Annotated in this window: 20 protein-coding genes and 4 pseudogenes; 11 read left to right on the top strand and 13 right to left on the bottom strand. The window is 60.3% G+C overall.

Annotation, left to right across the window (positions count from 1 at the left end; all coding sequences use genetic code 11):
• Position 1 precedes the first annotated feature (1 nt).
• Both HAP48_RS26825 and HAP48_RS26820 read right to left on the bottom strand, forming a co-directional pair.
• Positions 2-1,291 (bottom strand): cytochrome P450, encoded by a 1,290-nt coding sequence (locus tag HAP48_RS26825; RefSeq protein WP_029084614.1) that lies wholly within the window; start codon positions 1,289-1,291, stop codon positions 2-4.
• Between the two features lie 92 nt (positions 1,292-1,383).
• Positions 1,384-2,586 carry a cytochrome P450 gene (locus tag HAP48_RS26820; RefSeq protein ID WP_029084615.1) on the bottom strand — a complete coding sequence of 401 codons (1,203 nt, stop codon included), beginning with the start codon at positions 2,584-2,586 and terminating at the stop codon, positions 1,384-1,386.
• 755 nt (positions 2,587-3,341) lie between these two features.
• On the opposite strand from HAP48_RS26820, the gene HAP48_RS26810 reads away from it, so the two are divergent.
• On the top strand, positions 3,342-3,581 hold the full coding sequence (locus tag HAP48_RS26810) for a phospholipase effector Tle1 domain-containing protein (protein ID WP_224496614.1): 240 nt from the start codon (positions 3,342-3,344) through the stop codon (positions 3,579-3,581).
• A gap of 467 nt (positions 3,582-4,048) precedes the next feature.
• Positions 4,049-4,418, top strand: a pseudogene (locus tag HAP48_RS26805) (YbgC/FadM family acyl-CoA thioesterase); the annotation flags it as partial.
• A 356-nt stretch (positions 4,419-4,774) separates the two neighbouring features.
• Here the strand turns inward: HAP48_RS26805 and HAP48_RS26800 are convergent.
• Entirely contained in the window at positions 4,775-5,593 is an 819-nt protein-coding gene (locus HAP48_RS26800; protein WP_029084616.1) for a YopT-type cysteine protease domain-containing protein, read from the bottom strand.
• 447 nt (positions 5,594-6,040) lie between these two features.
• Here HAP48_RS26800 and HAP48_RS26795 point away from each other — a divergent pair, with 447 nt between their 5' ends.
• Genes HAP48_RS26795 through HAP48_RS26785 form a run of 3 tightly spaced genes read left to right on the top strand, consistent with a single transcriptional unit; the run spans position 6,041 to position 7,850 of the window.
• Complete coding sequence (locus tag HAP48_RS26795) at positions 6,041-6,634, top strand: recombinase family protein (RefSeq protein ID WP_224496613.1); 594 nt, start codon at positions 6,041-6,043, stop codon at positions 6,632-6,634.
• Entirely contained in the window at positions 6,631-7,482 is an 852-nt protein-coding gene (locus HAP48_RS26790) for a hypothetical protein (RefSeq protein ID WP_156928994.1), read from the top strand. The genes HAP48_RS26795 and HAP48_RS26790 overlap by 4 nt, the downstream gene beginning before the upstream one ends.
• Positions 7,443-7,850 carry a hypothetical protein gene (locus tag HAP48_RS26785; RefSeq protein WP_156928995.1) on the top strand — a complete coding sequence of 136 codons (408 nt, stop codon included), beginning with the start codon at positions 7,443-7,445 and terminating at the stop codon, positions 7,848-7,850. The genes HAP48_RS26790 and HAP48_RS26785 overlap by 40 nt, the downstream gene beginning before the upstream one ends.
• 309 nt (positions 7,851-8,159) lie before the next feature.
• Here the strand turns inward: HAP48_RS26785 and HAP48_RS26780 are convergent.
• Together HAP48_RS26780 and HAP48_RS51065 are read right to left on the bottom strand one after the other, a co-directional pair.
• Positions 8,160-9,184, bottom strand: a pseudogene (locus HAP48_RS26780) (IS110 family RNA-guided transposase).
• A complete protein-coding gene (locus HAP48_RS51065; protein WP_224496612.1) occupies positions 9,181-9,798 on the bottom strand; it encodes an oleate hydratase in 618 nt (205 codons plus the stop codon). Before HAP48_RS51065 ends, HAP48_RS26780 begins: the two are co-directional and overlap by 4 nt.
• Between HAP48_RS51065 and HAP48_RS26770 the strand changes: the two genes are divergently transcribed.
• Positions 9,762-10,891 (top strand): IS3-like element ISRj2 family transposase gene (locus HAP48_RS26770; RefSeq protein ID WP_166204126.1). Its coding sequence is split into 2 segments (ribosomal slippage): positions 9,762-10,014 and positions 10,014-10,891, totalling 1,131 coding nucleotides; the frame shifts between segments, so codons are not numbered across the junction. The genes HAP48_RS51065 and HAP48_RS26770 overlap by 37 nt on opposite strands.
• Before the next feature lie 187 nt (positions 10,892-11,078).
• Here the strand turns inward: HAP48_RS26770 and HAP48_RS26765 are convergent.
• Positions 11,079-11,342, bottom strand: a complete 264-nt coding sequence (locus HAP48_RS26765; protein WP_224496611.1) for an oleate hydratase — start codon at positions 11,340-11,342, stop codon at positions 11,079-11,081.
• Positions 11,343-11,385: 43 nt separating this feature from the next.
• On the opposite strand from HAP48_RS26765, the gene HAP48_RS26760 reads away from it, so the two are divergent.
• Positions 11,386-11,601: an oleate hydratase gene (locus HAP48_RS26760; RefSeq protein WP_224496610.1), complete on the top strand. Its 216-nt coding sequence runs from the start codon at positions 11,386-11,388 to the stop codon at positions 11,599-11,601.
• Positions 11,602-11,655: 54 nt separating this feature from the next.
• On the opposite strand, the gene HAP48_RS26755 is transcribed toward HAP48_RS26760, so the two are convergent.
• From HAP48_RS26755 to HAP48_RS50170, 7 genes and pseudogenes are all read right to left on the bottom strand, one after another.
• Entirely contained in the window at positions 11,656-11,850 is a 195-nt protein-coding gene (locus HAP48_RS26755) for an SDR family oxidoreductase (protein WP_224496609.1), read from the bottom strand.
• Between the two features lie 86 nt (positions 11,851-11,936).
• Positions 11,937-13,288, bottom strand: a protein-coding gene (locus tag HAP48_RS26750) for an IS3 family transposase (protein WP_166208706.1) whose coding sequence is annotated in 2 segments (ribosomal slippage) — positions 11,937-12,952 and positions 12,952-13,288 — 1,353 coding nt in all. Because the reading frame shifts where the segments join, the coding sequence is not laid out codon by codon here.
• Between the two features lie 62 nt (positions 13,289-13,350).
• The gene (locus HAP48_RS26745; protein ID WP_224496608.1) at positions 13,351-13,929 is read right to left on the bottom strand and encodes an SDR family NAD(P)-dependent oxidoreductase; all 579 of its coding nucleotides are present in this window, start codon (positions 13,927-13,929) and stop codon (positions 13,351-13,353) included.
• 31 nt (positions 13,930-13,960) lie between these two features.
• Positions 13,961-15,576: pseudogene (locus HAP48_RS26740) on the bottom strand (oleate hydratase).
• Positions 15,577-16,116: 540 nt separating this feature from the next.
• Positions 16,117-16,872, bottom strand: coding sequence for an HAD family hydrolase (locus HAP48_RS26735; protein ID WP_165128139.1), 756 nt, complete (start codon positions 16,870-16,872; stop codon positions 16,117-16,119).
• A 511-nt stretch (positions 16,873-17,383) separates the two neighbouring features.
• A complete protein-coding gene (locus HAP48_RS26730) occupies positions 17,384-18,091 on the bottom strand; it encodes a hypothetical protein (protein ID WP_371261263.1) in 708 nt (235 codons plus the stop codon).
• A gap of 454 nt (positions 18,092-18,545) precedes the next feature.
• Entirely contained in the window at positions 18,546-19,949 is a 1,404-nt protein-coding gene (locus tag HAP48_RS50170; protein WP_165128137.1) for a GGDEF domain-containing protein, read from the bottom strand.
• A gap of 894 nt (positions 19,950-20,843) precedes the next feature.
• On the opposite strand from HAP48_RS50170, the gene tnpA reads away from it, so the two are divergent.
• The 4 genes and pseudogenes from tnpA to HAP48_RS26705 all read left to right on the top strand — a co-directional run.
• Positions 20,844-21,245, top strand: coding sequence for an IS66-like element accessory protein TnpA (tnpA, locus tag HAP48_RS50165; protein ID WP_166205105.1), 402 nt, complete (start codon positions 20,844-20,846; stop codon positions 21,243-21,245).
• On the top strand, positions 21,242-21,589 hold the full coding sequence (gene tnpB, locus HAP48_RS26715) for an IS66 family insertion sequence element accessory protein TnpB (protein WP_165124204.1): 348 nt from the start codon (positions 21,242-21,244) through the stop codon (positions 21,587-21,589). Before tnpA ends, tnpB begins: the two co-directional genes overlap by 4 nt.
• A gap of 47 nt (positions 21,590-21,636) precedes the next feature.
• Positions 21,637-23,289, top strand: coding sequence for an IS66 family transposase (gene tnpC / locus HAP48_RS26710; protein WP_166207527.1), 1,653 nt, complete (start codon positions 21,637-21,639; stop codon positions 23,287-23,289).
• A gap of 494 nt (positions 23,290-23,783) precedes the next feature.
• A pseudogene (locus HAP48_RS26705) lies at positions 23,784-24,022 on the top strand (IS5/IS1182 family transposase); the annotation flags it as partial.
• Positions 24,023-24,712: the final 690 nt, after the last annotated feature.

Raw genomic sequence — 24,712 nt, 5'->3', positions numbered from 1 at the left:
CTCAGCCCCCCCGCGCTTGCAGCCGCACCGACAGCGCGCGGAACGTCCTAAGGAACGCGGACGGCTCCCGGGTCGGCTGCTCGGCCAATGCCAGTGTGGGGAAGCGCGCCTGGATCCGCGGCAGGCTCTCGGCCAACTGCACCCGGGCCAGTTGCGCACCGAGGCAGAAGTGGATGCCGTGGCCGAAGCTCAGCATGATCTTCCCGTCGGTCGACATGCCAGGACTGGTGCCGTAGAACCGCGCGGGATCGAAGCGGTCGGGATCGGCGAAGGCGTCCGGGTCGCGATTGCCGGCCGCGACCAGCACGCGCACGTCCGCGTTCTTCGGGATCACCGCGCCGCCCAGTTCGATGTCGCGCTGGGCGATACGCGGAATGGAGCTGAACATAACGGGCGCGTCGCAGCGCAGGACTTCTTCGACGAATGCCTTCACCCCCACGGCGTCTCCCTGCAGCCAGTGCCGCTGTTCGGGATACGCCAGCATCGCCAGGACCGCATGGTCGATGGCCGCAGCAGTGGTGGCGAAGCCGCCCAGCAGCATGCCCCACAGCATGCTGATCAACTCCGCATCCGACAGCGTGTCGGCATCGTCGTCGTGTGCGCCGACCAGCATCGACACGATGTCGTGGCGGGGATCGGCGCGCTTGCGCGGTATGAGGTCGCCGAAGTAGGCCAGCACCCTGGCGCTGGCCGCGTCCGCCGCGGCGAGCTGGGGATTGCTGGCGTGCGGGCGCAGGCCTTCCAGAATGGCGCCGATGCCGGCGGCGAGCCCGAACATGTCGTCCGGGGGCATGCCGAACAGTTCGGCGGAGACCAACACCGGCAAGGCCAGCGCGAATTCCCGATGCAGGTCCACCGCCTCCCCGCGCTCCAGCGCGGGCGCCATGCCGTCCAGGCGCGCAGCGACGATGCGCGCGATGCTCGGCCGCAGGTTGTCGATCTGGCGCATGGTGAAATCGCGCGAGATCAGCCGGCGCAGACGCGTATGCGTCGGTGGATCCTTCATCGCTAGCGTGGACGCCAGCAGATTGAGCGACAGGCTGGTCGCCACACGCGGGAAATAGCGCGCCAGTTCGCCCGGCGCCGGCGCCCGAAACGCATCGCCCGTGGCCTTGAACGCCCAGTAGATGTCGGCGTGGCGGCTCAACAGAAAGAGCCCCGACGCCGTGCGATGCACCGGATCGTGCTCGCGCAACCACCGCATGAACGGATACGGGTCGTGGATGCGCGCCGCCGACGCTAGTTCGGCGAAGGCGTCCCGGCATGCTGCCGTGGTTTCTTGCATGTCCATCTTGGTTACCTGTTGGCTGGCTGATCTGACCGGCGCGCGAGGCGCGCCGGCAAATTGCGGAGAAGATCGCGATCCCCGGCGGCGTCCGCGCATCACCAGAGCACCGGGAACTCCTCGAACCCGCCAGTGATGATCTCCTTGCGCAACTTCAGTTCTTCCGGCGCCACGGCCAGGCGCAGCGCGGGAAAGCGCTGGAAGATCGAACCGAACACCACCTTGAGTTCCAGCCTGGCCAGCGCCACGCCAATGCAGTAGTGCGGCCCGAAGGAGAACGCCAGGTGCGGCTTTCCGTCGCGTCCGACGTCGAAGATTTCCGGTTCGTCGAAATGGCGCGGATCGAACGACGTCGCCGGCAGGCCGACCAACACCTTGCTCTCCGCGGGAATATGAACGCCCGCGATGGTCACGTCGGTCCTCGGATAGCGCATGATGCCGTCCCAGCCCGCGCCCGGCGGGTACATGCGCAGGATTTCCTCCACCGCCTTGTCCACCAGGGATGGATCGCCGACCAGGCGTTCGCGCTGTTGCGGATGGCGGAACATGGCCAGCAGGCCGAATTCGATCTGCGCGACGGTGCTCTCGTGCCCGGCCACCAGCATGCCCGCCGCCAGGCCCATCGCCTCTTCCTCGGTCGCCTTGCCCAGGTCGACCGCCGCGAGCAGATCCGTCAGCAGGTTGTCGCCCGGATCCTGGCGCTTGTCCCGCATCTTGCCGCGAATGTAGGCGCGCAGCTCTTCCCAGGCCAGGCGCGACGCGGTGCGCGGGCCGCTTTCATGCTGGTGCGTCATCACCTCGTCGGACAGCTCGGCGAAAAAGGCGTGATCCTCGTAGAGCACACCCATCAGCGCGCTGATGACCATGGCCGGAAGCGGAAAGGAGAGGTGGCGCCGCAGGTCAGCGGGCTGGGGCTGGGCCGCCAGCGTCTCGAACAACTGCGCGGCGATCGCCTCTACCTGCTGCGCGAGCAGCTTCACCCTGTGGTCGCTGAACGCCGGCGCCACGATCGTGCGTAACCGGGCATGCTCGGCCCCCTCGTGCGAGACCAGCCACCCCGGCGAACCGAGAATCACCGAATCCGGGGTGAATGCCGCCGGCGGCATTCCCGCAGGCCGGAACGCCGCGTCGGACAGCACCGCCTTGGCCTCGTCGTAGCCCGTCACCCACCAGCCTTCGTGCCCGGACGGGAAGCGCACGCGGTGGATCGGACCGTTGGCGCGTAGCGCCAACATCTCGGGCGAGGGCTCGATGTGATCGACGCGCCACATCGGTAGCGTCGGCAAGGGGTGTTCGGACATGGTGGCACTTCACTCTCTAAGCGATGGAAGGGCAGAAGGTGACCGGCAGGCGCTGCGGGCAGCGAATGAACGTAAGACGGCACGTCGACGACCTCCTCCGCGGCGACGGTCAGCGGCAGATCCCCCAGCCGCACGAACAACGCGGGGAAGGCGCATCGCAATTCCAGGCGCGCCAGCGCAGCGCCCAGGCAGAAATGCCCCCCCCCCCCCCCCCCCCCGCCGAACGACAGGCGCGGGTTGTCCCGCCGGGTGACATCGAACCTGTCCGCATCGCCATAGATCGACTGACCGTAGGGATTGGTGAAGGAGGTTCGACCGTACCCGCCACCGACGTGTCCGCCAATATAGCCTCCGGACCAGTCCCACACCGCCGGTGGCAGTTTGACTCCTGGCTCAAGGTCTGCCGCTTCTCGCGACGAGCGCAATTGTTGTGGCTCCCAAAAGAAGAACTCTAAATCGCATCCAACACTCCCCTTCCCTGCGTTTTCTCGGTCCACAATCGAACGCCAAGTCATTGCCACAGCAAACCGTCGGAACGGACCAGACGCGAACAGCGACGCGCGCCGTGTCCGCCCCAAAGACCATCGCACTGCGATTGGTGATGATGCCGTGAACAGAGCAAATCGCGTGCCGAAGTGAATTCGCAGGCTCAACAGGCATTTCGTAGCGGCGCGGAGTGTCAGGTTTCCGGCATTGAGTCTCAATGCCGACAACCGGCGCGGCAAGTGCCCGACAAAGGCCTGCTCTCGCGCTGAATGTGCGGGGCAGCCCTTGCGCGATATTGTAAGCATCCGAATTGGCTGCAGCAGGTGTGGTTCGCCGGAAGCCACTCCGATGTCGGCGGTCGCTATCCGGAAAACGAAGCCCGCCTCTCCCTCGCTGGGTTGGATGGCGCATGCGGCCGAGACCTTCCCGACGGCAAGACGCCCGACGGCTTCGGCATCAAGGTAGACGATAGATTCCTGAAGCTGAATCCGGATCCGCTTGGTCCGTAGCACGACGAGCGCGAACCCGGGTCACTTGCGGGGGGCAAGTCAAGTGGACCGAAGGGTTACGTCAAGTGCAGAGCTAGGCAGCCCTTCATCCGGCGGTGCTTGAGCGCTTGGCCGCGCTAAGGCTGGCTTCGAGATTAAGTCTCAGCCGCGACTAAGCTCTGTCGTCGCTTCGAAGCGCCTCACCATCAGCAGCCTTGCTTGCTAAGCGAGTTCGACGACCTGACCGGTGGATTGGCGTTGCTCTGCTTTCTATAGCCGGCGATCTGCTGCCCGTAGTGGCGGATGCTCGAGGCATCCGGAGCCACGAACCGCGTCGATGCCGCCGGCGTTAGCAGGAGCCAAGCAAAGGATTCTAGCGCTTGCCCAGCCCCCCTCGGTGCAAGACAATTGGTCCCTATACGCGCAATAAGGGGAACCGCGCTGTGACAGTCTCTCTTGACGGCGAAATTCGAGACGGACGGCGCTACATGCAGGTGCGAGTCTACTTTGAAGATATCGACGCCCTGCCAGATTGTTTATCACACGAGTTTTCTCCGTTTCATGGAGCGCGGCAGAACGAATTACTTGCGCCCGCTCGGCACCAATCAGCAAGCGCGGCTCGAGGAAACGCGGAACGATGCCCCGGGCTTCGCCTTCGTTGTCCGTTCGACGACAATCGATTTTCTAAAACCGCCGTTCTTGGACGGCCTTCTTGACATTGTCACGGTCCCGCAAGAGGTGAGAGGCACGTCGGTTGGCTTGCCGCAGGAGTGCAGGCGCGGGGACGATCTCTTGGTCTCGGCGCGCGTACGGGTCGCGTTTATCTCAGGCGGAAAAGCGCAGCGCATCCCAAGGTCTGAGGCTTGCTATGGAAGAGCACAGATAAATCTGCCTTTCGTTCACGCCTTAACGCTCCAGCGCCCCGATGAAATCAATGCATTGGCCTTCTGCTGCGACATCGTCAAGTCAGAGTTCGCCGGAGCGACACGTTGCTCAAGGTTCACAATCCATCTGGGTGACTGTTCTCGTCGTGGCGCTCGTATACGCGACGATCATTGACATTGCGGCCTCATTCATCGCTGCCAAGCTCTTGGAAGGAAATTCCTCCATCCGCCGCAGAGCTGGCTCCCGACGCCGCGACCGAACGCAAGCGCTGGCCGACGCATCCGCGCCTTCACAGAAGGCGTCAATCACCACCGGCCTGCAGGCCCAACTCACTGCATCCTTTGCGTCGTGATTGTCGACAAATGTTGCCCGTTGGGATTCCTGTAACGATCGGCGAGGCTTTGTAACAATAAAGCCATCTGGTTCGGATCTGATCGAACAGTAAATTCTCCGTAGTTAGGGTCGAAAAGCGTGGTCGTTCCATTGGAGGCCGACGTCGCCACTGTGTGTGCGCCGCCTTCGGCGAAATACAAGCTGAGCAAATGGTTCGATCGGTCTTTGTTGATTTCGTTCACCATGCGCTCGACGTTCGAAGACTTGCCGAATGCGAATCTCTTCTCTTCTCCAGCCGGTTCCAAGCCAGCTTCCTCCAAAATGGCATTCTGTGCCCGAAGGTCGGCGTGAGAAGAGTCTGCTCCCCTGCTTCGCAACTGATCCTTGAGATTTTGATATTGCTGCTGCCGTTCAGCCGCTGAGGCGTGCGTTTGCGACCCAGGTGTGAGCGCACGCATTCGGGTTGGTGGGCTGTTGTTAAGATTGCGGAACCACTCCGCAGTCAGCCCAACGCAGATGCCGTCCACATTCGCATCACGCAGATCGGCCGTTCTGTAATCAAACAAGGAGGTGGCCGGACTCTCTGGAGCGGATGTACTGGGGTCGGAGGCACTGGAAGTACGAACGTCGTTTTCATCCGAGGTATGTGGCTTGCTGCAGCAGGCCCCCATCTTGTCGGGCAACTCCCCCGGTTGTGAGTTCCACTGAGGCGAGAGATGTGCTAGTGTTTCCGTAAAGCTGCCGCTATCCACCGACTGACTCAGTTCGTCAGCTTGGCTAGTGCGTGTCGATGAGCTACTGATTCGATCGTACATGACGATTCACCTTTCTGTGCTGCGCTAGTCTCCACGTATCGATTCGGGCTGCTTAGGCCCTGCTGCGAGGATACCCAGCCAAGCTGATGGCGAGCTGACGGGCAGCTGTTGTCCGGCTTAGAATCGTTCCTTTGGCGGACTTCTGACAATGTCTGATACGGTGCGGCGTAGCGCTGTGTCAGATCCTCCCGCGCATCATCCGGTAGGTGGCCTTGAGCAGCGCTATCGCGGGGACGGACAATTCCTCCGCAACGCTGTTTGCCAGGATAGTAGCGGTGAGGCTGGCGCCGAATTCCTGAGTGCGCTCACCGGAATCATTCGTGGCGGTGAGCGGGCACTACCGCCAACACTTCAACTACCGACCTTTAACCGATCGGGTTCGGCTGTCCGTCCGTGAGGGCCTCACAGTGAGCTGCGAAGCGGGCGACTATCGGTATTCCCTGTTTCGTGACGGCCTGGCGCTGCTCGGCAATCTGTTCCGCGATCGCCTCCGCGAGGTTGTTATCTGGTCGCCAAACGACGTGCTATCTTTGCGCTGGGCGGCGTCATTCCAGGACGACATTAAAGGAAGGAACGGTCGTCGGAAAGCAGCAAGCACTCGATCGCGCGCTAGATCCATCTCGCGAGCCGCCGCGTCGGCATCAGGAACTGATCAGCGATGCGACGCGCGGCAAATTCGTCGTCGTGCTCGCAGTGGCGATGGATCGCCTGAGCCGCGATCAGGAGGATATCGCTGGACTGTTCAAGCATATGGCTTTCGGCGGTGTGCGTGTCGTCACGCTGTCGGGCGGTGACGTGACGCATCTGAACAAGGTTCTCGACCGCATCATCGATGAGCACGGGCTGATCGTGAGCGGCTGGTCCCCTGATTGGGACCCCGCGTTGAGAGCGGCACTCACGCGGGCCCCGACGCGGGGATATCCAGTGTACTGGGTGGCGCGAGGTGAACCTTCCAAGATCGCCACGGACCTGATTAGCCAGCGGGCCGGCAGGACCATTCGCATTGATAGCGCGGACACGAAAGCTTGGAACGCTTGGTGAGCAGCCAGGCTGACATAAAAAGGCAAAACCCACAGAGCGTTGAATTGATGGTGGCCAGCGACAAGCGCTTTTTGGCAAGGCCTGAATTCCGCATTCAGCTGGGTGATCTTATTGGTGAAGAAGCACGAAAGCTGGAAAGGACGCTAAACGGCCCGGATTTCGCACTGATCGGCGCCTTCTCCAATGACCTGATCATGCAGAGGGTGGCGCGAGCAGAGAGTGCAACGGAGTCGGTCGCGCGCATTGTGGGTGTTCTCGGGCGTTGGGGCACCGGATCAGAGTTGCGCTTGGTGCTCGACTTGCGGATCGAATTCGGCGTCAGGGAAAGTATCGGCGGGTTGGTCGCCTTGATCAATCTGCGCACCTACCCGGCCGTTCTCCTCCTTTACGCGTATGGCCTCGCATTGCTTGCTGCCCGGCGATATACTGATCTTCTCAAATTCCTCAGCGTCACCATCGTGACCGAGCGCGACAACACTACAACCGTGGTGAGTCACTTATTTCTCACGTCATGTGCGGGTGGCGAAAACAACGCCTGGAAATTCTTGCCGGGGCTTGAAAAGCGCAAGACGCCCTCAGCGATCATCTGCACGACGTCTTCCAATCCTGGACCGGCGACTATCTGTTTTCGTCGAATGGTTACACCACTCTTTTCGAAGATTGCGAGCTGCTCTGTTCCTTGGCGTATATCTCGATCGGGACCAGCAAAGAGGACCTGCAGCAAGCAACCAGCGGCGCCACAGGCAGAAGCTTTGCCTGGTGTCCGATGGGACGGGTCTCATGGGACGGGCAGACGCGCAGGCGCATCATGGAAGGATGGGCGCGTCCGGAAGCGGCCGATGAACTGACGAAGGCCGACTTCGCGAGAGGACAGCCAGAGTATCTGAAACTGGCCATGAGCCGCCTCAACAATCTCGCGGGCGCCTCGAATGGTAGTGTTCGGACATCGAGTGCCTTTTTCCGGCGTGGCAGCCTAACAATGGCGGTCGTACCAACCTCGGATTGGAATCTCACCAACCTCAACGACACGGACCGGCGCATACGCCTGCTCGAAGAGGTTCCTGCAGATGACTTGATCTCTGGGCTTACCACCGCCGCCAAGAAAGCTGCGGGTGAGGCCAAGCAGACTTTGAGTGGCAGCGAGCCGCCCACACAGAAGCTCTGCCTGTCATTCGGCCCTTTAATTGCGGATTGTTGTCAAGCTTTACATTTCTGAATTCGCCCATCGCACGGTGGTAGTGCTCGCGCCGTCGGAGGTCAGGGTTGCGGAGACGGCGCGAGCGCGGCTGATACGTACTTTGCCGGCCAGGCATTGGATCGCCCTGACTGGTTGATGTCTTCGCTGGGGTCATGGTCCTTTCCGAGGTCGCGTAGCGCCTCATGATGATGTCCGGGTCGGACGCCTCAACGTTTGCAGCGGAGTACGATCGAGCCGCCACCAGCCGAATGAACGAGGTCGCCTCAACACCGTCCCAGCGGGACGTCGCCAGTCCGGCAGACCGGACCAGGAACTTTCGAGCAAATATCAGACCGGCTGCGGCTGCCCCCAGTCGAAGGATGTGCCATCGCCCCAGATGCAGTGAAGGATGACTGCGATCTTTCGGGCGATGGCGACCTTTGCCTTCCTCATGCCGATCCGCTTGGCGAGCTTCATGCCCCAGGCCTTGAGGGAAGACCACTTCTTTGTCCGATAAAGAAGTACGGTAGCGGCCTCGAACAGGTTCGGAGGAGCCGGTCGCCCCATCGAGATATCTTGCCATTGATGTCCGTTTCGCCAGACTGGTTGCGCCGAGGTGTAAGACCCAGATAGGCGCCAACAGTCGATGCCGATCGGAAGCGGGACGGGTCATCGATCGTATGGCGGAACGTCAAAGCCGTCGCCACGCCGACACCAGGAACCGTCATCAGACGAAGCGTCGTCTCATCCGACTTCGCCAACTCGCGGACCTCGTTGTCGAACTTGCTTTGTTGCTTACAGATCTGCTCATGGATCGACAGAAGCGGCGCGATCACACCGAAGAGCTGATGATCTTCGCCCAATAGCTCACGGACCTGATTGCGGAACTGCAGTCCGATCGCGCGTGGGAACAGCAAGCCGTATTCTTTGATCAGACTGCGGACCTGGTTCTCGATATCACGACGGATGGCGACGAGCCGGGATCTCGCGACGAGTATCGCGCGGATCTTCTGACTTTCCTCGCTCTTGACTTTGACTTCTCGATACCAGCCAACCCGAACCAGTTCGGCCAGACCTCGAGCATCATTCTGATCGCTTTTGTTCATGCGTACGGACAAAGCCGCGTGGGCATGCCGCGCGTCGATGCAAACCACCGGGAAATCGATCCTACGAAGTTCGTGCCATAGCCAGCTCGCCATCGCCCCAGTCTCAAATCCGATGCGCTCCGCTTGTGGCGCCCGCTTGCGAAGCAATGCCGCGAGTGCCCCTGGGTCGGACTTTGCCTTTCCTTCGAACAAGATCTGACCCACTTCGTCGACCACACATACTGAAGTTTCTTTTTGCGAGACATCCAGTCCAACATATTGCTTCATGGCCCCCTCCGATTCGTGAGATTGCGGGAAGGCTTGAAGATAGCGGACCTTTTTGAGCCGCGGGCGCCGACCGCAATTACGCCATCGTTTGCAATGAACGCCGATTGACACCACAGATCCCAAGCAGGCGCCGGGCCTTCGTCGAGCCTGGAGGGCGTGTGATGGTCTGCCTTGTCTGAGTTTTCGGTGAGCGACCCGATCGTCATGAATACAAGATCGTCGGCGCCAAGGCCGATGCCGCCGGCGACGCCGTCCTCCAGCCAGTGGATAGCCGTGGCCTGCTTGCATCCGGCCTTTATGTCGAAATCGACATCGGTGACTTCGACGTCGTAGCGGAAGTTGACGCCCTGCTCCAACAGCCATTTGCACAACGGTAGAACCAGCGATTCATACTGATTGTACCTGGTAAACTTCAGCGCGCTGAAATCCGGCAGGCCCCCGATATGATGGATGAACCGATCCAGATAAAGCTTCATCTCCAGGGCGGAAAGAGCTGGCTCCGCAAATTCGGACAGTAGCTTGAGTGGATTTTCTGCCTGACAGCGGCGAGGATTCTTGCCGCGAATCAGGAGCGAAGATGACGAAGAAGAGCCGCCGGATGCATTCTCCGGCATTCAAGGCGAAGGTTGCTTTGGCTGCGGTCAAAGGCGACAAGACGCTGGCGGAGCTGGCGCAACTGTTTGATGTTCATCCGAACCAGATCACGATCTGGAAAAACCAGCTCCTGGAAGGCGCCGCCGGCGTGTTTGGGCATGACAAGGCGTCGGCCGAGACGCCGGTCGATTTGAAGGCGTTACATGCCAAGATCGGCGAGCTGGCGTTGGAAAACGATTTTTTGTCCGGCGCGCTCACCAAGGCGGGCCTGCTGAGCGCAAAGCGATGATCGACCGCGGTCATGATCTTTCTATCGTGCGCCAGGCGAAGGTCCTGAAGCTGGCTCGCAGCACGGTCTACTATGAACCTCGGCCAGTTTCGGCCGAGGACCTTGCCTTGATGCGTCGGCTCGATGAGCTGCATCTCGATTATCCCTTCGCGGGAGCGCGTATGCAGCGATCGTTGCTGCGGCGGGAGGGCGTATACGCCGGTCGCCGCCACATCGCGACGCTGATGAAGCGCATGGGGATCGAGGCGGTCTATCGTCGCCCGAACACGAGTAAGCCGGCACCGGGTCACAAGATCTACCCGTACCTGTTGCGCGGATTGAAGATCGAGCGGCCCGACCAGGCGTGGGCAATGGACATCACCTACATTCCGATGCGGCGTGGCTTCGTCTATCTCGCGGCGGTCGTCGATGTGTTCAGCCGACGGGTCCTGGCCCATCGCGTCTCGATCACAATGGAGGCGGCCTTCTGCGTCGAAGCGGTCCAGGAGGCGTTGGCGAAGCACGGCAGGCCCGAGATTTTCAACACGGACCAGGGCAGCCAGTTCACCAGCCTCGAGTTCACCGATGTGCTGCTGGACGCGAAGATCGCCATCAGCATGGACGGCAAGGGCGCCTGGCGCGACAACGTGTTTGTCGAGCGGCTCTGGCGCACGGTCAAATACGAAGAAGTTTATCTCCGCGCCTACGACAGCGTGTCCGAGGCGCGAGCGTCAATTGCCAAGTATCTGGCCTTCTACAATCAGGGACGCCCTCACTCGAGCCTTGACGGGCGCACGCCCGACGAGGCTTACTTCGGCACGCAAGCTATGGTGATGGCCGCATGACCGTCGCCGACGATTTTGTCGTCGCTCTGGTCGGGCTACGCCCTCCCGACGCAACGACAAAATCGTAAGGCCCCGCGTTCAGCATAACCCGGCAGGAATCCACTTAAATCCCGCGGGGCGCTGTCCAAACAACCGGCGCCAGCTCTGAATGCCACTCCGCAAAGGCAAACATCGTCCGCCAATAGAGTCAAAAATTGCTGCAGAAAAACTCTTTCCCGAACACTTCGTCGATACGACTGTTCTCCATCTCCTCACGGGAGGTAAGAAAGACGGCGATCAATTCCTTCTCCGCCTTTTCGCTCAGAGTGAAGAGGCCGTCGGTGTGCGCGTCCTGTCCCTGGTTCACCGTCGCCCGTTGCAGCGAGTAGTTCGGATCATCCTTGTTCAACCAGTAGAATTCGTCGAGCACGCTGGCACCTTCGGTTTCCAGCGAAGGGATCGACCGGAACAACCCAGATTACGAAGCTTTTGCCCGCCCTCGCAAACCCGAAGGTGTGGACAACAAGACTGCGTGGTTCGTCGGTGCGGGCCTGGCGGCGCTTTCCGGTGCGGCCTTCCTGATCCGCGATGGCCATATGCGTGGCGACCGGATCACCATCCTCGAACGGCTGAAGATACCCGGTGGGGCTCTCGACGGTAACCAAGACCTGGGAAGGGGCTTCGTGGTCCGGGGTGGCCGCGAGATGGAGGATCATTTCGAGTGCCTATGACCGTAGTACATCGCAACATTCTATCCGACTAGATTGGACATTCAGTCAGGCTAATCAAAAGAGGTTCTCGGGCGCCAGGCATTTGCGCGGGACGCCGACCGTCAGACCTCCATCGATGACGACCTCCGAACCGGTAAGGTAGCTGGACTCGTCGCTGAGGAGGAACAAGACGACCTGCGATACTTCCTGCGGCTCGGCTGCCCGCCCGAGTGGAACGGGGAAAAGGGAGGACTCGAAGCTCTCGGTCATCGGGGTGGCAATTGTCCGTCGTCAGATAATTTGAGACTAATCAGGCTTTTCGAGAAGGGAGGCTCTGGCTCATCTGTTGTTGGAGTTTAAGCGGCCTGCAGTTGGTGCTGCAAGCGGCGGTTTGCGATGGTCTCACGCTTGATGCGCTGTCGTTCGGTTAGGATGGTCTCGGCTCTGCCGAAGTAGACGTCAGCCGGGGTCAGGTTTTTGATGCTCTCATGATAGCGGACGTGGTTGTAATGCTCGACGAAGGCGCCGATCTGCCGTTCGAGGTGGTGAGGTAGATAATAGTTCTCGAGCAGAATGCGGTTCTTCAGGGTCTGATGCCAGCGCTCGATCTTTCCCTGGGTTTGGGGATGATACGGAGCGCCGCGCACGTGCTGCATGCCCTTGTGTTCGAGCCACCTGGCCAGATCGTCCGCGACGTAACTCGAACCATTGTCGCTGAGAAGCCTCGGCCGGTGCGCGACGGTGATGTGGTCAAGGCCGGAGGCCGCGAGTGCCTGGTCGAGTGTGGCCGTGACGTCGGAGGCACACATCGTGGGACCAAGCCTCCAGGCGACGATGTAACGCGAGAAGTCATCGAGCACGGTCGACAGGTAGTACCAGCCCCAGCCGGTGATCTTGAGGTAGGTAAAGTCGGTCTGCCAGAGCTGGTTGATGGCGGTGGTCTTGTCCTTGAACTCGTTCGCCGCCTTGATCACCACATAGGCGGGGCTGGTGATGAGGTCATGCGCCTTCAGCAGCCGATAGACCGATGCCTCGGAGACAAAATACTTCCGTTCGTCGGTGAACCGCACGGCCAGCTCGCGCGGCGACAGCTCGGGCAGCTCCAGCGCCAGGTCGATGATCTGGCCCCGCACATCGTCGGGGATGCGATTCCATATCCGGTCAGGTCGAGACCGGTGGTCAGCCAGCGCCTCGACGCCGCCATCACGATAGCGATCATACCATCTATAAAACGTGGCGCGTGGGATCCCGAGCTTGTCCAGCGTGCGCTTGGCCGGCAGGTGCGACTGCTCGACCAACTGGATGATCTCGGCCTTCTCGGACGCAGGATATCTCATGCCTCGTCCTCCCCATCCCCGTTCATGCTTTTTTTGAGTAGGCGGTTCTCAAGGGTGAGGTCGGCCACGACTTCCTTCAATGCGGCCGTCTCACGACGGAGATCCGTCACCTCGCCGGAGGTCGCCGCACGCGCCGTATCGCCCGCCAGGCGGCGCTTACCGGCTTCGAGGAACTCCTTCGACCAGCCGTAATACATTGAGGCGGCAATGCCCTCACGCCGGCAGAGCTCGGAGATGTTCTCCTCGCCCCGCAGTCCTTCCAGCACGATGCGGATCTTCTCTTCCGCCGAATACTGCCGGCGGGTCTGGCGCCGAATGTCCCTTAGTACCTGTTCTGCCGGCGCTTTGCCCGGTCCGGATTTCTGCTTCATCTTCGCTCCTGGTGGCTACGATGAACCAGAAATCCTCCCTCCGCAAAATCCTTCAATTTGTCTCACACGCCCTGACGGCAAACAATCGGGGTGGCAATGAAGCCGGGATGGATCGAGTTGATGCGGACTCCCGAGGCCGCGGCTTCCAGTGCAGCGGACTTGGTTATGCCCCGCACGCCGAACTTCGAAGCGACATAGGCGTGGAGTCCGGCACTGCCCCGCAGCCCCTCGACGGACGAGACGTTGACGATCGAACCTCCGCCCGCGCGCCGGATGGCCGGTAGGGCTGCCTGCATTCCGAGGAATACGCCGGTTAGATTGACGGCAAGGGTCTTGTTCCACTGATCGAGCGAGAACTGCTCAATAGGGGCTATGTTGGCGATCGCGGCGTTGTTGACCAGCCCGTGGAGCGCGCCGAAGCGCCCTTCGGCGCTTGCGACCGCCTCGGCCCACTGCTTCGGCTGGGTAACGTCCTGAGGCATATAGATGGTCGAATTGCCAAGTTGAGCCGCGAGAGCCTCTCCTTCTGTATGAAGAATATCAGTGATCACGACCCTGGCCCCCTCAGCCACCAGCAGGCGCGCATTAGCTGCCCCCATTCCGCGAGCCCCGCCGGTCGCCAGAATGACCTTGTCGTTCACACGTCCCATAGTCGTCGACTCGTTCCGTTGATCAATGGCGGTGCAGCGTCTTCCAGGCGTCGAAGAGAACGCGAGGGTCATGCTGGCCCTTGTAAAGGGGTGAGACCGAACGTTGGACATCGAGCAAGCCGAAAACGGCAGTCTGCGCCGCGCGCACGGAATATTTAACGGTAAAGACAACGTCGGCGGGAATCTCGCAGAACTGGCCGATGAAGGCGAGGTTGCGCGATCCCTTCGGGATCACCCTCGGTCGGTCATGACGCGCGGCATGAACTGGGCGGTAATGTAAGGCATCATCGCCGTAATGACGCGCGACGTGTCGAGAATGAACGGAATACTCTCTGTGAATCGCAGGTGCGAAAGCAATTCGATGAGAATTTCACGCCCCGTGCACTCCGACATGGGCTTATGCACGAAGTTACCCGGCTTGTCCGGGTAGAGCCCATAGCCCCACCACACCCACACATTCTTCGGCTGTTCGTAAAAGTGCGGTTGCCGATTAAGGACAATGGTCAGGAGCCAATTGGAGTCTTTAATTGTTACCAATCCGCCTTTGCCGGCCTTACTGCCGGAGAAGGCTTCTAGCCGGTCGAAGAAGCTCGAGTCGTCCGCGGTGACTGTGAACGATTCCCATTTGGACTGATCGATCTTGGAAGCGAAGGCGGCGGGGCGGCCGAAATCCGGACTCTTGGCAGCCAGGCGCTCCCAAAGTTTCCACGCCCCTCCGGTTCGCTCCGTATTCAGCACGGGAACCGTGTCCATCGAACCGTAACTCGTATCGGATGTCATTGACCCGTTGGTCACGAACACAAGATCCCGTTCGGCCAGATCGATGGTGCGATCTTCGCCGCCATGCCGATAGCGCAAACGCGTCGCGGTCTTCTTCCCGCCTTCGGTGACAATATCAACATCGGTCACTTCCGTCCCCATCTCCAGCCGCACGCCCCGCGCCGTCAACCATGCGACGATCGGACGGACCATGGCGTCGAACTGGTTGAACTGGGTGCGGTAGATCCCCGCTAAAGTGTCGACCGTCGAGAACAGATGCAGGAAGCGCAGACAGTATCGCTTGAACTCGACGGCGCTGTGCCATGGCCCAAAAGCAAAGGTTGTGGACCAGATGAACCAGAAATTGCTGCGGAAAAAGTGGGGTTCGAACCAGTCCTGGATCGTCCTGACGTCGAGCACCGATTCTGGAGCCGCGCAAAGCGCGATCAGGTCGAGCCGATCTTTCTCACTGAACCCCAGATCGGAGACGTCGACGATCTGCCCTCCCGAAACCAAGCGCGCCTTGTCGTTCCAAAAGAACTCCTGATGGAACTCCATCAATTCGTCCTTCGCCGATTTGGTCTCGTCGGCAATCGAGGGAATGAAGGATAACAAGTCGCAGGTACAGTTGAACTTTTCCTCGAACATGCGCCCGCCGCGCATGACATATCCGTCCTTCGGATCGCCATGTGCGTCGAGGCTTTCGCCGAACTGCTCCATTTGCTCGAACAGGACGACATTCGGGCCGGATAGCCCGCCCTCCTTGACGAGGTAAGCCGCTGCGGCCAGGGCGGCGATGCCTGTTCCGACCAAATAGGCCTTGCGAGGAGCCGCCTGCTTCGGTGGATTAAGGCGAGAAACGAGAGAAGCAGAGGACATAAAGTTCTCCAGCATGTAGCGGTTGGAATGTCTATGCAATCGGCGCGCCGATGGCGCCGTGCAAAACAATATGATCGCGAAGCACAGCTCCCGGACTGCATAATCAACAAGCGCCAGAAGCCCTGCGGGGTGCACAGCCACATGCAGTCGCCGTCGAGCGCCTGACCATAAGCAGCAACGGCGCCGCGATCATCGAATTGGATCAAGCCATACCAGCAGCGGCTGCGCGGCGCGCAAAAGCTGATTGCGGGCTTTGCTTGAAGACGGAATGGGAGCGTCGTCATGTCGGGCTTACAACCATCTCCGTCTTCAACCAGACAAGACAGAAAGCAACCGGACAAGACGGAAATTGAGACGGTGCCAGTTGTCGCTTTTGCCGAAGTCGACCATACGTCAGTACGAAGATGCCCAAGGCGACCTTACAAGGTGCTTGGCCAGCGGCCGGGTTGAGTTCGAGCGCAAGCACGTACCGGTCCTTGGCGCATCGCTAAAGTCTTTCGGGATGGCGCCACACTTCTGAACCAGGGTCCGTGCTACCTCCTATCTCATCTGTGAGGCGCTCCATACCCTGAGAGCCCGGGCTGTGAGGCTGGCGTTCGCCAGTTCTCTCCAGGACTTCCGTACTTCCATCCAACGGATTTTTCGAGCGGGCAAGGTATCAAGCAGTTTTCGGGCAATTGGTACAAACCGCACAGCTTCCGAGTTCGGGTCGCGCTTGGTATCTTCGAGAATTTTGAGAGCGGCCGCTTCGGACCGTCTCCAGCCCGACTCGGTGAACCTGCTCTCCGCGAAATACTCAAAACAGGTCCGGAACCTCAAAGCGCGGCCGATGATCGTATGGGCTGGCAATCCCGCCTCGCTCAGCCACCTCCGAAGATGGTCACACCACCCTTTGCTGCTGCATTCGAGAAGACCACCACCTTCCAAGACCAGAAGCGCTGCCATGCCAGCGATCTCGCATCGTACCTCCTCATTCTGGCCTTCGAACCAGTTCCGGATTGCATGCAGTGGCGTCACCGGCCGATTCACAACCGATACCTGTGCCGTGCCGGCGCGATAGAACGGAACCACGTTTTCCAGCGATGGCAGGCGCGGCCACGGCCTCCCTTCTGAGTCCCACAAGACCCAGCGCTGAGCGATCCTCTTTGCCTCGTCGGGCGACCTGCTTCGCCAAAGCTCTTTGAGCGCCTCATTGACGTAATATGAGACGTCAGCTTTCAGACCGCATGTACGTGCTATTGCTGCGAGGCGACCGGCGTCAATGAGCCGCGCCGCGAAATTGTTCTCCGCGTTCATTTGCCGACGTGCTAAGTGGTTCGCTGCTCAGTTCCGATCATCAACCTTCAGAAGGTACCACAATCTCCAACTTGTCATACCCACCTCATTCGGTACGGCGTGGACGTATGCAAAGCCAATGGAATTGGGCTGGCTGGGCCTTCGCGCTCTTATTGATTTTCGGAGAAGTCACTGACGGCGAAAAGGACAATCCACTTTCAGGCTATGAAGTGCCACTTGGACTTTGCCAAGAACTCCTGGTCGAAGTCGTTCCGCGAGGGATCGAAGATGCTGGATCGTCTCAAAACACAGCCACCCTCTGCGGTGAGGTAAGCTATCCACGCATCGCCGCACGAAGGGGACGATTCCGCCCTCCCGACCTCGTCGGCCCGCGTCCGTCAAAAAACTTGGGCTTCTCAGAATGCAAAGACCCCGCTGCTGTCCCGCTCAGAACTGAACGCCGTGCCGAATTCGGTTGCTACGATACAGCGCCGCCTCAGGGGCGCGTTGGTTGGGCGTATAGCTAGGACGACTACACACTCATTGAAGCCAAAGCAGATTGCGGCGAGGTGGACAAACGCGAGGAAGTTCGGCCCGTCGGTCGAATCGCGTAGCGAAGCGGCGGAAGTGTTTTGAGCTTGTTGAGCAGCGCTCGATGCGGTTTCTCAGCTTGTAGATCGTTTCGTCGTGGGGGATCGGGACCTTGCGAGAGCGGCTGAGGAAATCTCTGCTTGGGAGTTCCTGTCTGCGATGGTTTTGCGCAGACGTCGTTGTAGTCATAGGCCCTGTCGGCTAGCACAGCCCCGGCCTCAAAGCCTTCGAGCAGGGCTTTCGTAGTGAGATTGCCGTGTCGTTGACCGGCCATGAGCATGTAAGCGGACGACCGAGGCCGTTGCAGAGCATGTGGATCTTGGTCGTCAAACCACCTCCGGAGCGCCCGAGTTCTTGAGTTTTGGCCCCCTTCTCCGCTCGCGGCCTGCTGGTGGACGCGAACCAGAGTGGTGTCGAGCATCAGGTATTTATTGTCGCGATCCCGGATCAGTTCGGCAAACACTTTCTCCCACACGCCGCTTTGGCCCAGCGGGAAACCGCGCAGGCACGCTGTTCCACTTGCCATAGCGCTCCGGCAGGTGCAGGTGCTGCCAGTTAGGCGCCGGACCGCGGAACCCACAACCCCGTTCACGAACAGACGGTTGTCGACACCGCTGCGGTCGGGATCACCCACCTTGCCCGCCAGCATCTGCCCGAGGATCGATAGAACGCGCTGTCCAGGCGCCGGATCACGCAATTGAATGGGCGATTGTTGCCGACGTCATGAATCTTCTTCGACTCTTCCTCGACCGGCTGCGCGACTCCCGAGAACCGTCCCGGTTAAACCGCGCTCCACCTAGAAGGTGCCGGCATAGTCGCTTGCCTGGGTTAGCGCGGTATAGGCGATCTCCGGCAACTGGATTTTCCTGAGCTTTTTGAGCAACGAAGAATGCGGCGCGCCTGCTCGACCAGCTTCAGCGCGAACTTTTTGACCGCGAAGCCATTGTGCTACTCCGGACTCATTCCGAAAAACTTTCTCGTTTTCGCGATGGGCGACGAAGAGAAATTGGTAAGTGGAGCTTCGGATCTGACCTGGAGAATGACAACGAAAATGAGCGCCACGGCGCGGAGCGCCTGAGGCTAAGCGCGCGAATGAATGAAGCTTACGCGGCAATCACACGATTGCGACCTTCATGTTTTGCGCGATAGAGCCGCTGATCGGCGACGTTCAGCAATCCGTCAAGCGTGTCTCCATCGCGCCCGAACTCCGACACCCCAACGCTGATGGTGACGCCGACCGACGGCTGAGCTTCGACGTCGAATGCAGTGCCTTCAATCGTCGATCGAAGGCGTTCGGCTACCGCGTAAGCCGTGTCGAGCGTCGCCGCGGGCAGCAAGACCATGAATTCTTCACCGCCCACGCGTGCGACAGAGTCATAAGGGCGAATTGCCTCCAGACACTTTCGCACAAATGCGCGGAGCACCTCATCGCCGACGCTGTGACCACGTGAGTCATTGATATCCTTGAAATGGTCGAGATCGAGCGACAGCAGAGATAATGGAGCACCGGTTCGTTTGGCCCGCGCGATCTCGGCGCCGATATGGTCGAGGAAGTGTCGCCGATTTCCGGCACCGGTCAGTGGGTCGGTGGCGACAAGGCGTTCTAACCTTTGATTGCTCACCTGCACTTGCTGTAGCGCCCTTTGAGTGTCGGCCATCGAATCGGCCAGGCGGGCCATCATTTCTTCCTGGCTATAGATGGTCGAGAAGGATTGCGTCGTTCGGAAAGCCTGGACAACGCCATAGCTGAGCAGCAAGAACCCGCCAGCAAAGATCGCGTGGGCGAGCCACCACATATGATTCCACGGTGCCGCCAGAATGAATGCGAGCGACGATAACGCAAACCACGCGACCGAGATGCCGAAAACAAGCATGAGCGGCGAGTGAATCCCTCGCATGAGCATGACCGCAACGTTCAGCGCGCTGAACACCAGTGCACCGCCCTCCATGGACAAGCGTACCGCCGGGTGTCCCGCATAGGGGGAGTAGGCGATCAATGCGACAGCTATATCCACGGTCAGGAACAGGCCGGTCCACATCAGCCATGTGCGCGCATCCGAACGCTTCTCGACCTCGTCTGATGGCTGGTTATAGCTGAGCAGCCCAACGAAGAGAAGAATCGACATCGCGAGACGCGACGCCGGTCCATAGAGCAGAAACAGCCAGATGTTGCGGTGTGCCATCCTGGTGAAGGCGCCGTGCAGTAAATAGATCAATACGAAGCCGAGAAAACCCAGCGTCAACCAACGCAACAGAGGTTCGCCCGAAGACCAGTAGCAGCGCCACGTCACATAGGTGACGAACAGCCCTTCGAGGGTGGCGAGGGCAATCGCGAATTCATGGAATGGGTGATTTTCGAATTTTAGCGTGGGATCCTGCTGGAAATACAGGTAGGCAATGAACTGGGCGGGCATCAAGGCGAAGGCGATGAGGAGAAGGCTCATATACGCCTGTGTGACCAGCCGGAGCGCATTAGGCGGCTCGGGTACCGCACGATTGGTGCTCATATGCAATACCGTCTCCCATGATGACGTCAGATCGTTTCGTGGACACTTGAGCGTCTCCGAAGGATACTGTCCCAGAGCACCTTCGGTCCTTGTGTACTAGCCAGATGAAGGAACCAGAATGCGTCGCGGCCGGAGGCCATTCAACAACTCGGCGCCCGCGATCACCGCTGCGACGGAGGCATGAGCTTGAGCTTTCCGTCCATCTGCGGCACCCCATCGAGCAGGCGGCGGCGCGGATAGGGTCGGCCTTGTCGTCCAGCAGCGGCCAGCTCCCGCCGCCACCGAGATCAGCAGCGCCGTGGACTGCGTTTATGTATTCGAGCCCACCGCGTTCAGGCCGCCCGCTCCGCTAGGTCAACGTGTCGTGTGTTCAGCAGATTATTCCGGCCCCTGCCGCGAGTTGTCACGGTCTGCGAGGCGCTCGAAAATGCCCATCGAGACAAGGAAATCACGAGCCCGTTGAGGAAGGAGTCTGCGTATTACCGTACTCAACCGTCTGCCTGCCGCCCGCCGGTAGTGCCGCCGCCACAATCGATCCGTTACTGGTTCGGCTCCGAGCCAACACGCGTAATGAGCAAAACCGTAAGCGTCAGCCCGCTTTGATTGGCGAGTTTCTTGTAGGCCATCTGCGATCTCCTTCGTCTGGGATGTCCCCGCACTGCGCGACCGGGGCCGTAGGATACCTAAACTGGTTGAGTTAGCCGCCTGCCAAACCTTGTAGGTTCCCTAACGCAACCTGTGAGATTGGCTTGCGGCAAGGACGAGTTACTCGATCCGTCATGGATCACGCACGAAGATATATCCGCGAGAAGGTAAGTATCCCTCCATTGAGGGCCGCCTTGTTTGACGGACGCGAGCGCTGCAGGTCCTAGGGGTAATCCTAGGAGAAGCGCTATGACGATTTCGCGGGCAGAGGTGATCACATCGGTCGAGCGGCGGCGTCGGTGGTCACAGGATGAGAAGGAACGGCTAGTTGCAGCATCGTTCGAGCCCGGAGCCACTGTTTCCGAGGTGGCTCGCATGGCCGGCCTTCATGTGAGCCAGCTGTTCAGGTGGCGCAAAGAGCTTTGCAAGCACGGTGAAACGAGTGTAGCGCCGTTGGTGCCGGTCGAGATTGGGCCGTCTGTGCCGCCGCGGGATGTGGCCGAAGCGCCATTGACGACGGCGCCGGCGCGTCGACGGAGGAGCCAGGGCATCATCGAGATTGATCTCGGTAGCGGACACCGCATCCGGGTCGACGGTGACGTTGATGGAGACGCGCTGCGGCGAGTTCTCGATGCCCTGGTGCGCCGATGATCCCGGTTCCGACAGGCGCGCGAGTGTGGCTCGCGACAGGCTACACGGATATGCGCAGAGGCTTTCCGTCGTTGGCACTCCAAGTGCAGGAGGTGTTGCGCAAAGACCCGCTCAGCGGTCATCTGTTCGTCTTCCGCGGTCGCCGCAGCGATCTTGTGAAGATGATCTGGCACGATGGCCAGGGAGCATGCTTGTTTACCAAAAGACTCGAGAGAGGAAGGTTCATCTGGCCATCGGTTGCCGGTGAATCGGTAACGATCTCTCCGGCGCAATTGAGCTATCTGTTGTCCGGGATCGATTGGCGCAACCCTCAAGAAACCCAGCGTCCGACGCGGGTCGGTTAGTCGTTTTGCAGGTTTGAATCTGCTGCTTGATCTGATTCAATGGCTTCGTGATATCAAAGCCGGACGATCTTCCATCGGACCTTGTCAGTGCCCTGGCGGCGCTGCAGGCCGAGCGTGAGGCGCGGCTGCGAGCTGAGGCGATGGCTGCCAGCGCGCAGGCGGAGCTGTCGAACAACGAGGCGCTGGTCGCGCATCTCGAGCTGCGGATCGAGAAGCTCAAACGCGAACTGTACGGGCAGCGCTCCGAGCGCACGGCGCGGCTGCTCGAGCAGTTGGAACTGGAGCTCGAAGACCTCGTCGCCACGGCGAGCGAGGATGAGCTTGCGGCGCAGGCCGCAGCGGCGAAGACGCAGAACGTCCGCCCCTTCACGCGCAAGCGGCCGGTGCGCAAGCCTTGGCCGGACGACATCGAACACGAGCGCGTCGTCATTGACGCTCCGACGAGCTGCGCCTGCTGCGGCGGATCGCGGCTGGCGAAGGTCGGCGAGGATGTGACCAAGACGCTGGAGGAGATCCCGCGTCGCTTCAAGGTCATCGAGACAGTGCGCGAGAAGTTCACCTGCCGCGATTGCGAGAAGATCAGCCAGCCGCCTGCGCCGTTCCATGCCACGCCGCGCGGCTTCATCGGCCCACAATTGCTGGCGACGATCCTGTTCGACAAGTTCGGCATGCATATCCCGCTCAACCGCCAGAGTGCGCGCTTTAAGGCCGAGAGGATCGATTTGCCGCTGTCGACGCTGGCCGACCAGGTCGGCCACGGGACCTTCGCCGTCATGCCACTCTTCCACTTGATCGAACGCCATGTGCTCGCTGCTGAGCGCCTTCATGGCGATGACACCACCATCCGTATCCTGGCGAAGGGCAAGTGCACGACCGGGCGGATCTGGACTTATGTGCGGGATGACCGGCCCTTTGCCGGGCCTGCGCCGCCGGCGGCGGTCTATTACGCCTCGAGCGACCGACGAGGCGAGCATCCGCAGAAGCATCTGGCCGCCTTCGCCGGCATCCTGCAAGCCGATTGCTACAACGGCTTCGAGCCGCTGTTCGACCCGCAGAAGAAGGTGCTGCCGATTACGCCGGCGTTTTGCTTCGCCCATGCGCGGCGGGGCTTCTTCGAGCTGGCTGACATCGAGAAGAATGCCCGGGAAGGCAAGAGAGGTAAACCGGTCTCTCCGATCGCGCTGGAGGCGGTCAGGCGCCTGGATGTGTTGTTCGAGATCGAGCGCGCCATTAACGGCTGCGGCGCCGAAGAGCGGCGCGCCGTGCGCCAGGAAAAGAGCAAGCCGCTCCTCGGGGACATGCACGCCTGGTTGCTGCGTGAGCGCGAAACCCTCTCTCGCTCCTCCGAGGTCCTGAAGCCTATGAATTACATGCTCAGGCGCTGGGACGACTTCGCCCGCTTCCTCGACGATGGCAGGATCTGCTTGACCAACAATTGTGCTGAGCGCGCATTGAGAGGCATCGCCTTGGGAAGGCGCAACTGGACCTTCGCCGGCAGCCAGCGTGGTGCCGACCGTGCCGCCATCATGCTGACGATGATCACGACCTGTCGTCTCAACGACGTCGATCCGAAAGCCTGGCTCGCCGACGTCCTCGCCCGTATCGCCGATCTTCCCGCATCGCGTCTGCACGAATTGCTGCCCTGGGAATGGAAGCTCCTGCGCCAAGCCGACAAGCCCGCCGATCAGCAGGCCGCCTGACCTTCACGCAAACGCCATCATAGAGCTCGCCGTACCCGCGCGCATGCGTCCATCACGCGGTCCTCGTCGTATGCGTACGAAGGTAATCGCCGGTTGGCTCTATCGAATGCTTGGGCGGGCGGGCAAGTGCTTCGGCCTAGCGGATCTACGCGCACTGGGCGTTCAACATCTACGACTATGACGATAAAGGTACGCTCGAGATCGGGTTCGTGCCGCGCCCGCTGCATTTGCCGGAAGAGAGGCTCATCGCTGGCGACGCGTCGGTCCGTATCCTGATGGACCGCGTCGAAGCCCATCGACCGTGAGGTCGGCATGCCAATTGGTTGGTTCTTCTTGATAATTCATGGTCATCAGGCTAAGCGAGAGGTTGGCCAAGCGATCGCCAAGGGGCTGCGTAATCTTTGACAGTCACTTCGGAGGAAGGCTCCTTGCTGGTCGATGCATGGATCTGGATCTTCCTCGAGGCCTTCTGCGATTCCAGGCCTGAGAGTGGCAAGCGGGAGCTGCGCCGCCGCTCCGCCATTGAGCCTATCATAGGACACCTCAGAACCGAAGGACACCTCGGCCGGTGTTACCTCAAAGGCCGCACCGGGGCCGCAGCCAACGTCGCCCTCTCTGCCGCCGGCCCCAACTTCCGACGCATCCTCGCTTGGGTTGGAGAACTTTGCGCCTGTTGCTGGTCTCGCTTTGGCGCATGCTCAACTGTCCAGCTCAGCTCAATCCAACTCCTTAAAGATCGGCTCGAAAGAAACGATGCAAGCACGTTTTGAGATTGCAAGTACGAAGAAGTCATGGCATGCGCTCGATACAGCCATCTCGCGATGGCTCCGCTTGAGCCAAGCTCCGGCACTACCGAGCAGCTTAGCAGGCGTCGCGCGTCGAGGTCCAGACGAGGCAGGCGAACTTTACGAGGCATCACCTCGTCTCCCATCGAGCGGCTTTGCATAAGTTTCTTGCTCAAAACACGTACCGACTGCGAAGCCGCATGGACCAATGCCGGGATTCTTTTTGCCGTCCTTCGCAGAAAGAACGCAATCATGTGCGCTCCGGCATAGAGACGTCCGCGGAAAGAACCATGAACCCGGCACCGGATCACTTTTGTCTATCGGGGTTGACACCCCATCCACTATCAAAGAACGGTCGACCAACTACGCCGACGTCCGATTTCAGACATGCTTGTCGGTTTTGGTACTCTCCCTCAAGCAGTTGGGCCTTTTATGATCAAGCTCTCGCAGTTGGCATGAGGCTTGAAGGGGAGGTCTCATCCAACGCAGGCGCTCGAGGAGCGGCGGCTTACGATATGGTCGTTTTACCCATGGCCTCGCTGCGCAAATACACGAGCTTTCACATGGCGTCGATCTCGATGGCACATTCCGATAAATGCTCTCGATGTGGTTCTGCATTGGTCCACCTTGAGTGGCAT

It is taken from the genome of Bradyrhizobium septentrionale, from assembly GCF_011516645.4.
GTDB lineage: Bacteria > Pseudomonadota > Alphaproteobacteria > Rhizobiales > Xanthobacteraceae > Bradyrhizobium > Bradyrhizobium septentrionale.
Note: the sequence above shows the minus strand (reverse complement) of the source record. Positions and strands in the feature narration are given on the sequence as shown.

What these genes read in the sequence shown, in the direction of transcription:
- HAP48_RS26825 (WP_029084614.1), bottom strand. Translation starts at nt 1,291, where the DNA reads ATGGACATGCAAGAAACCACGGCAGCATGCCGGGACGCCTTCGCCGAA.
- HAP48_RS26820 (WP_029084615.1), bottom strand. Translation starts at nt 2,586, where the DNA reads ATGTCCGAACACCCCTTGCCGACGCTACCGATGTGGCGCGTCGATCAC.
- HAP48_RS26810 (WP_224496614.1), top strand. Translation starts at nt 3,342, where the DNA reads ATGTGCGGGGCAGCCCTTGCGCGATATTGTAAGCATCCGAATTGGCTG.
- HAP48_RS26800 (WP_029084616.1), bottom strand. Translation starts at nt 5,593, where the DNA reads ATGTACGATCGAATCAGTAGCTCATCGACACGCACTAGCCAAGCTGAC.
- HAP48_RS26785 (WP_156928995.1), top strand. Translation starts at nt 7,443, where the DNA reads ATGGAAGGATGGGCGCGTCCGGAAGCGGCCGATGAACTGACGAAGGCC.
- HAP48_RS51065 (WP_224496612.1), bottom strand. Translation starts at nt 9,798, where the DNA reads ATGCCGGAGAATGCATCCGGCGGCTCTTCTTCGTCATCTTCGCTCCTG.
- HAP48_RS26755 (WP_224496609.1), bottom strand. Translation starts at nt 11,850, where the DNA reads ATGACCGAGAGCTTCGAGTCCTCCCTTTTCCCCGTTCCACTCGGGCGG.
- HAP48_RS26735 (WP_165128139.1), bottom strand. Translation starts at nt 16,872, where the DNA reads ATGAACGCGGAGAACAATTTCGCGGCGCGGCTCATTGACGCCGGTCGC.
- HAP48_RS26730 (WP_371261263.1), bottom strand. Translation starts at nt 18,091, where the DNA reads ATGCTGGCGGGCAAGGTGGGTGATCCCGACCGCAGCGGTGTCGACAAC.
- HAP48_RS50170 (WP_165128137.1), bottom strand. Translation starts at nt 19,949, where the DNA reads ATGAGCACCAATCGTGCGGTACCCGAGCCGCCTAATGCGCTCCGGCTG.
- tnpA (WP_166205105.1), top strand. Translation starts at nt 20,844, where the DNA reads ATGACGATTTCGCGGGCAGAGGTGATCACATCGGTCGAGCGGCGGCGT.
- tnpB (WP_165124204.1), top strand. Translation starts at nt 21,242, where the DNA reads ATGATCCCGGTTCCGACAGGCGCGCGAGTGTGGCTCGCGACAGGCTAC.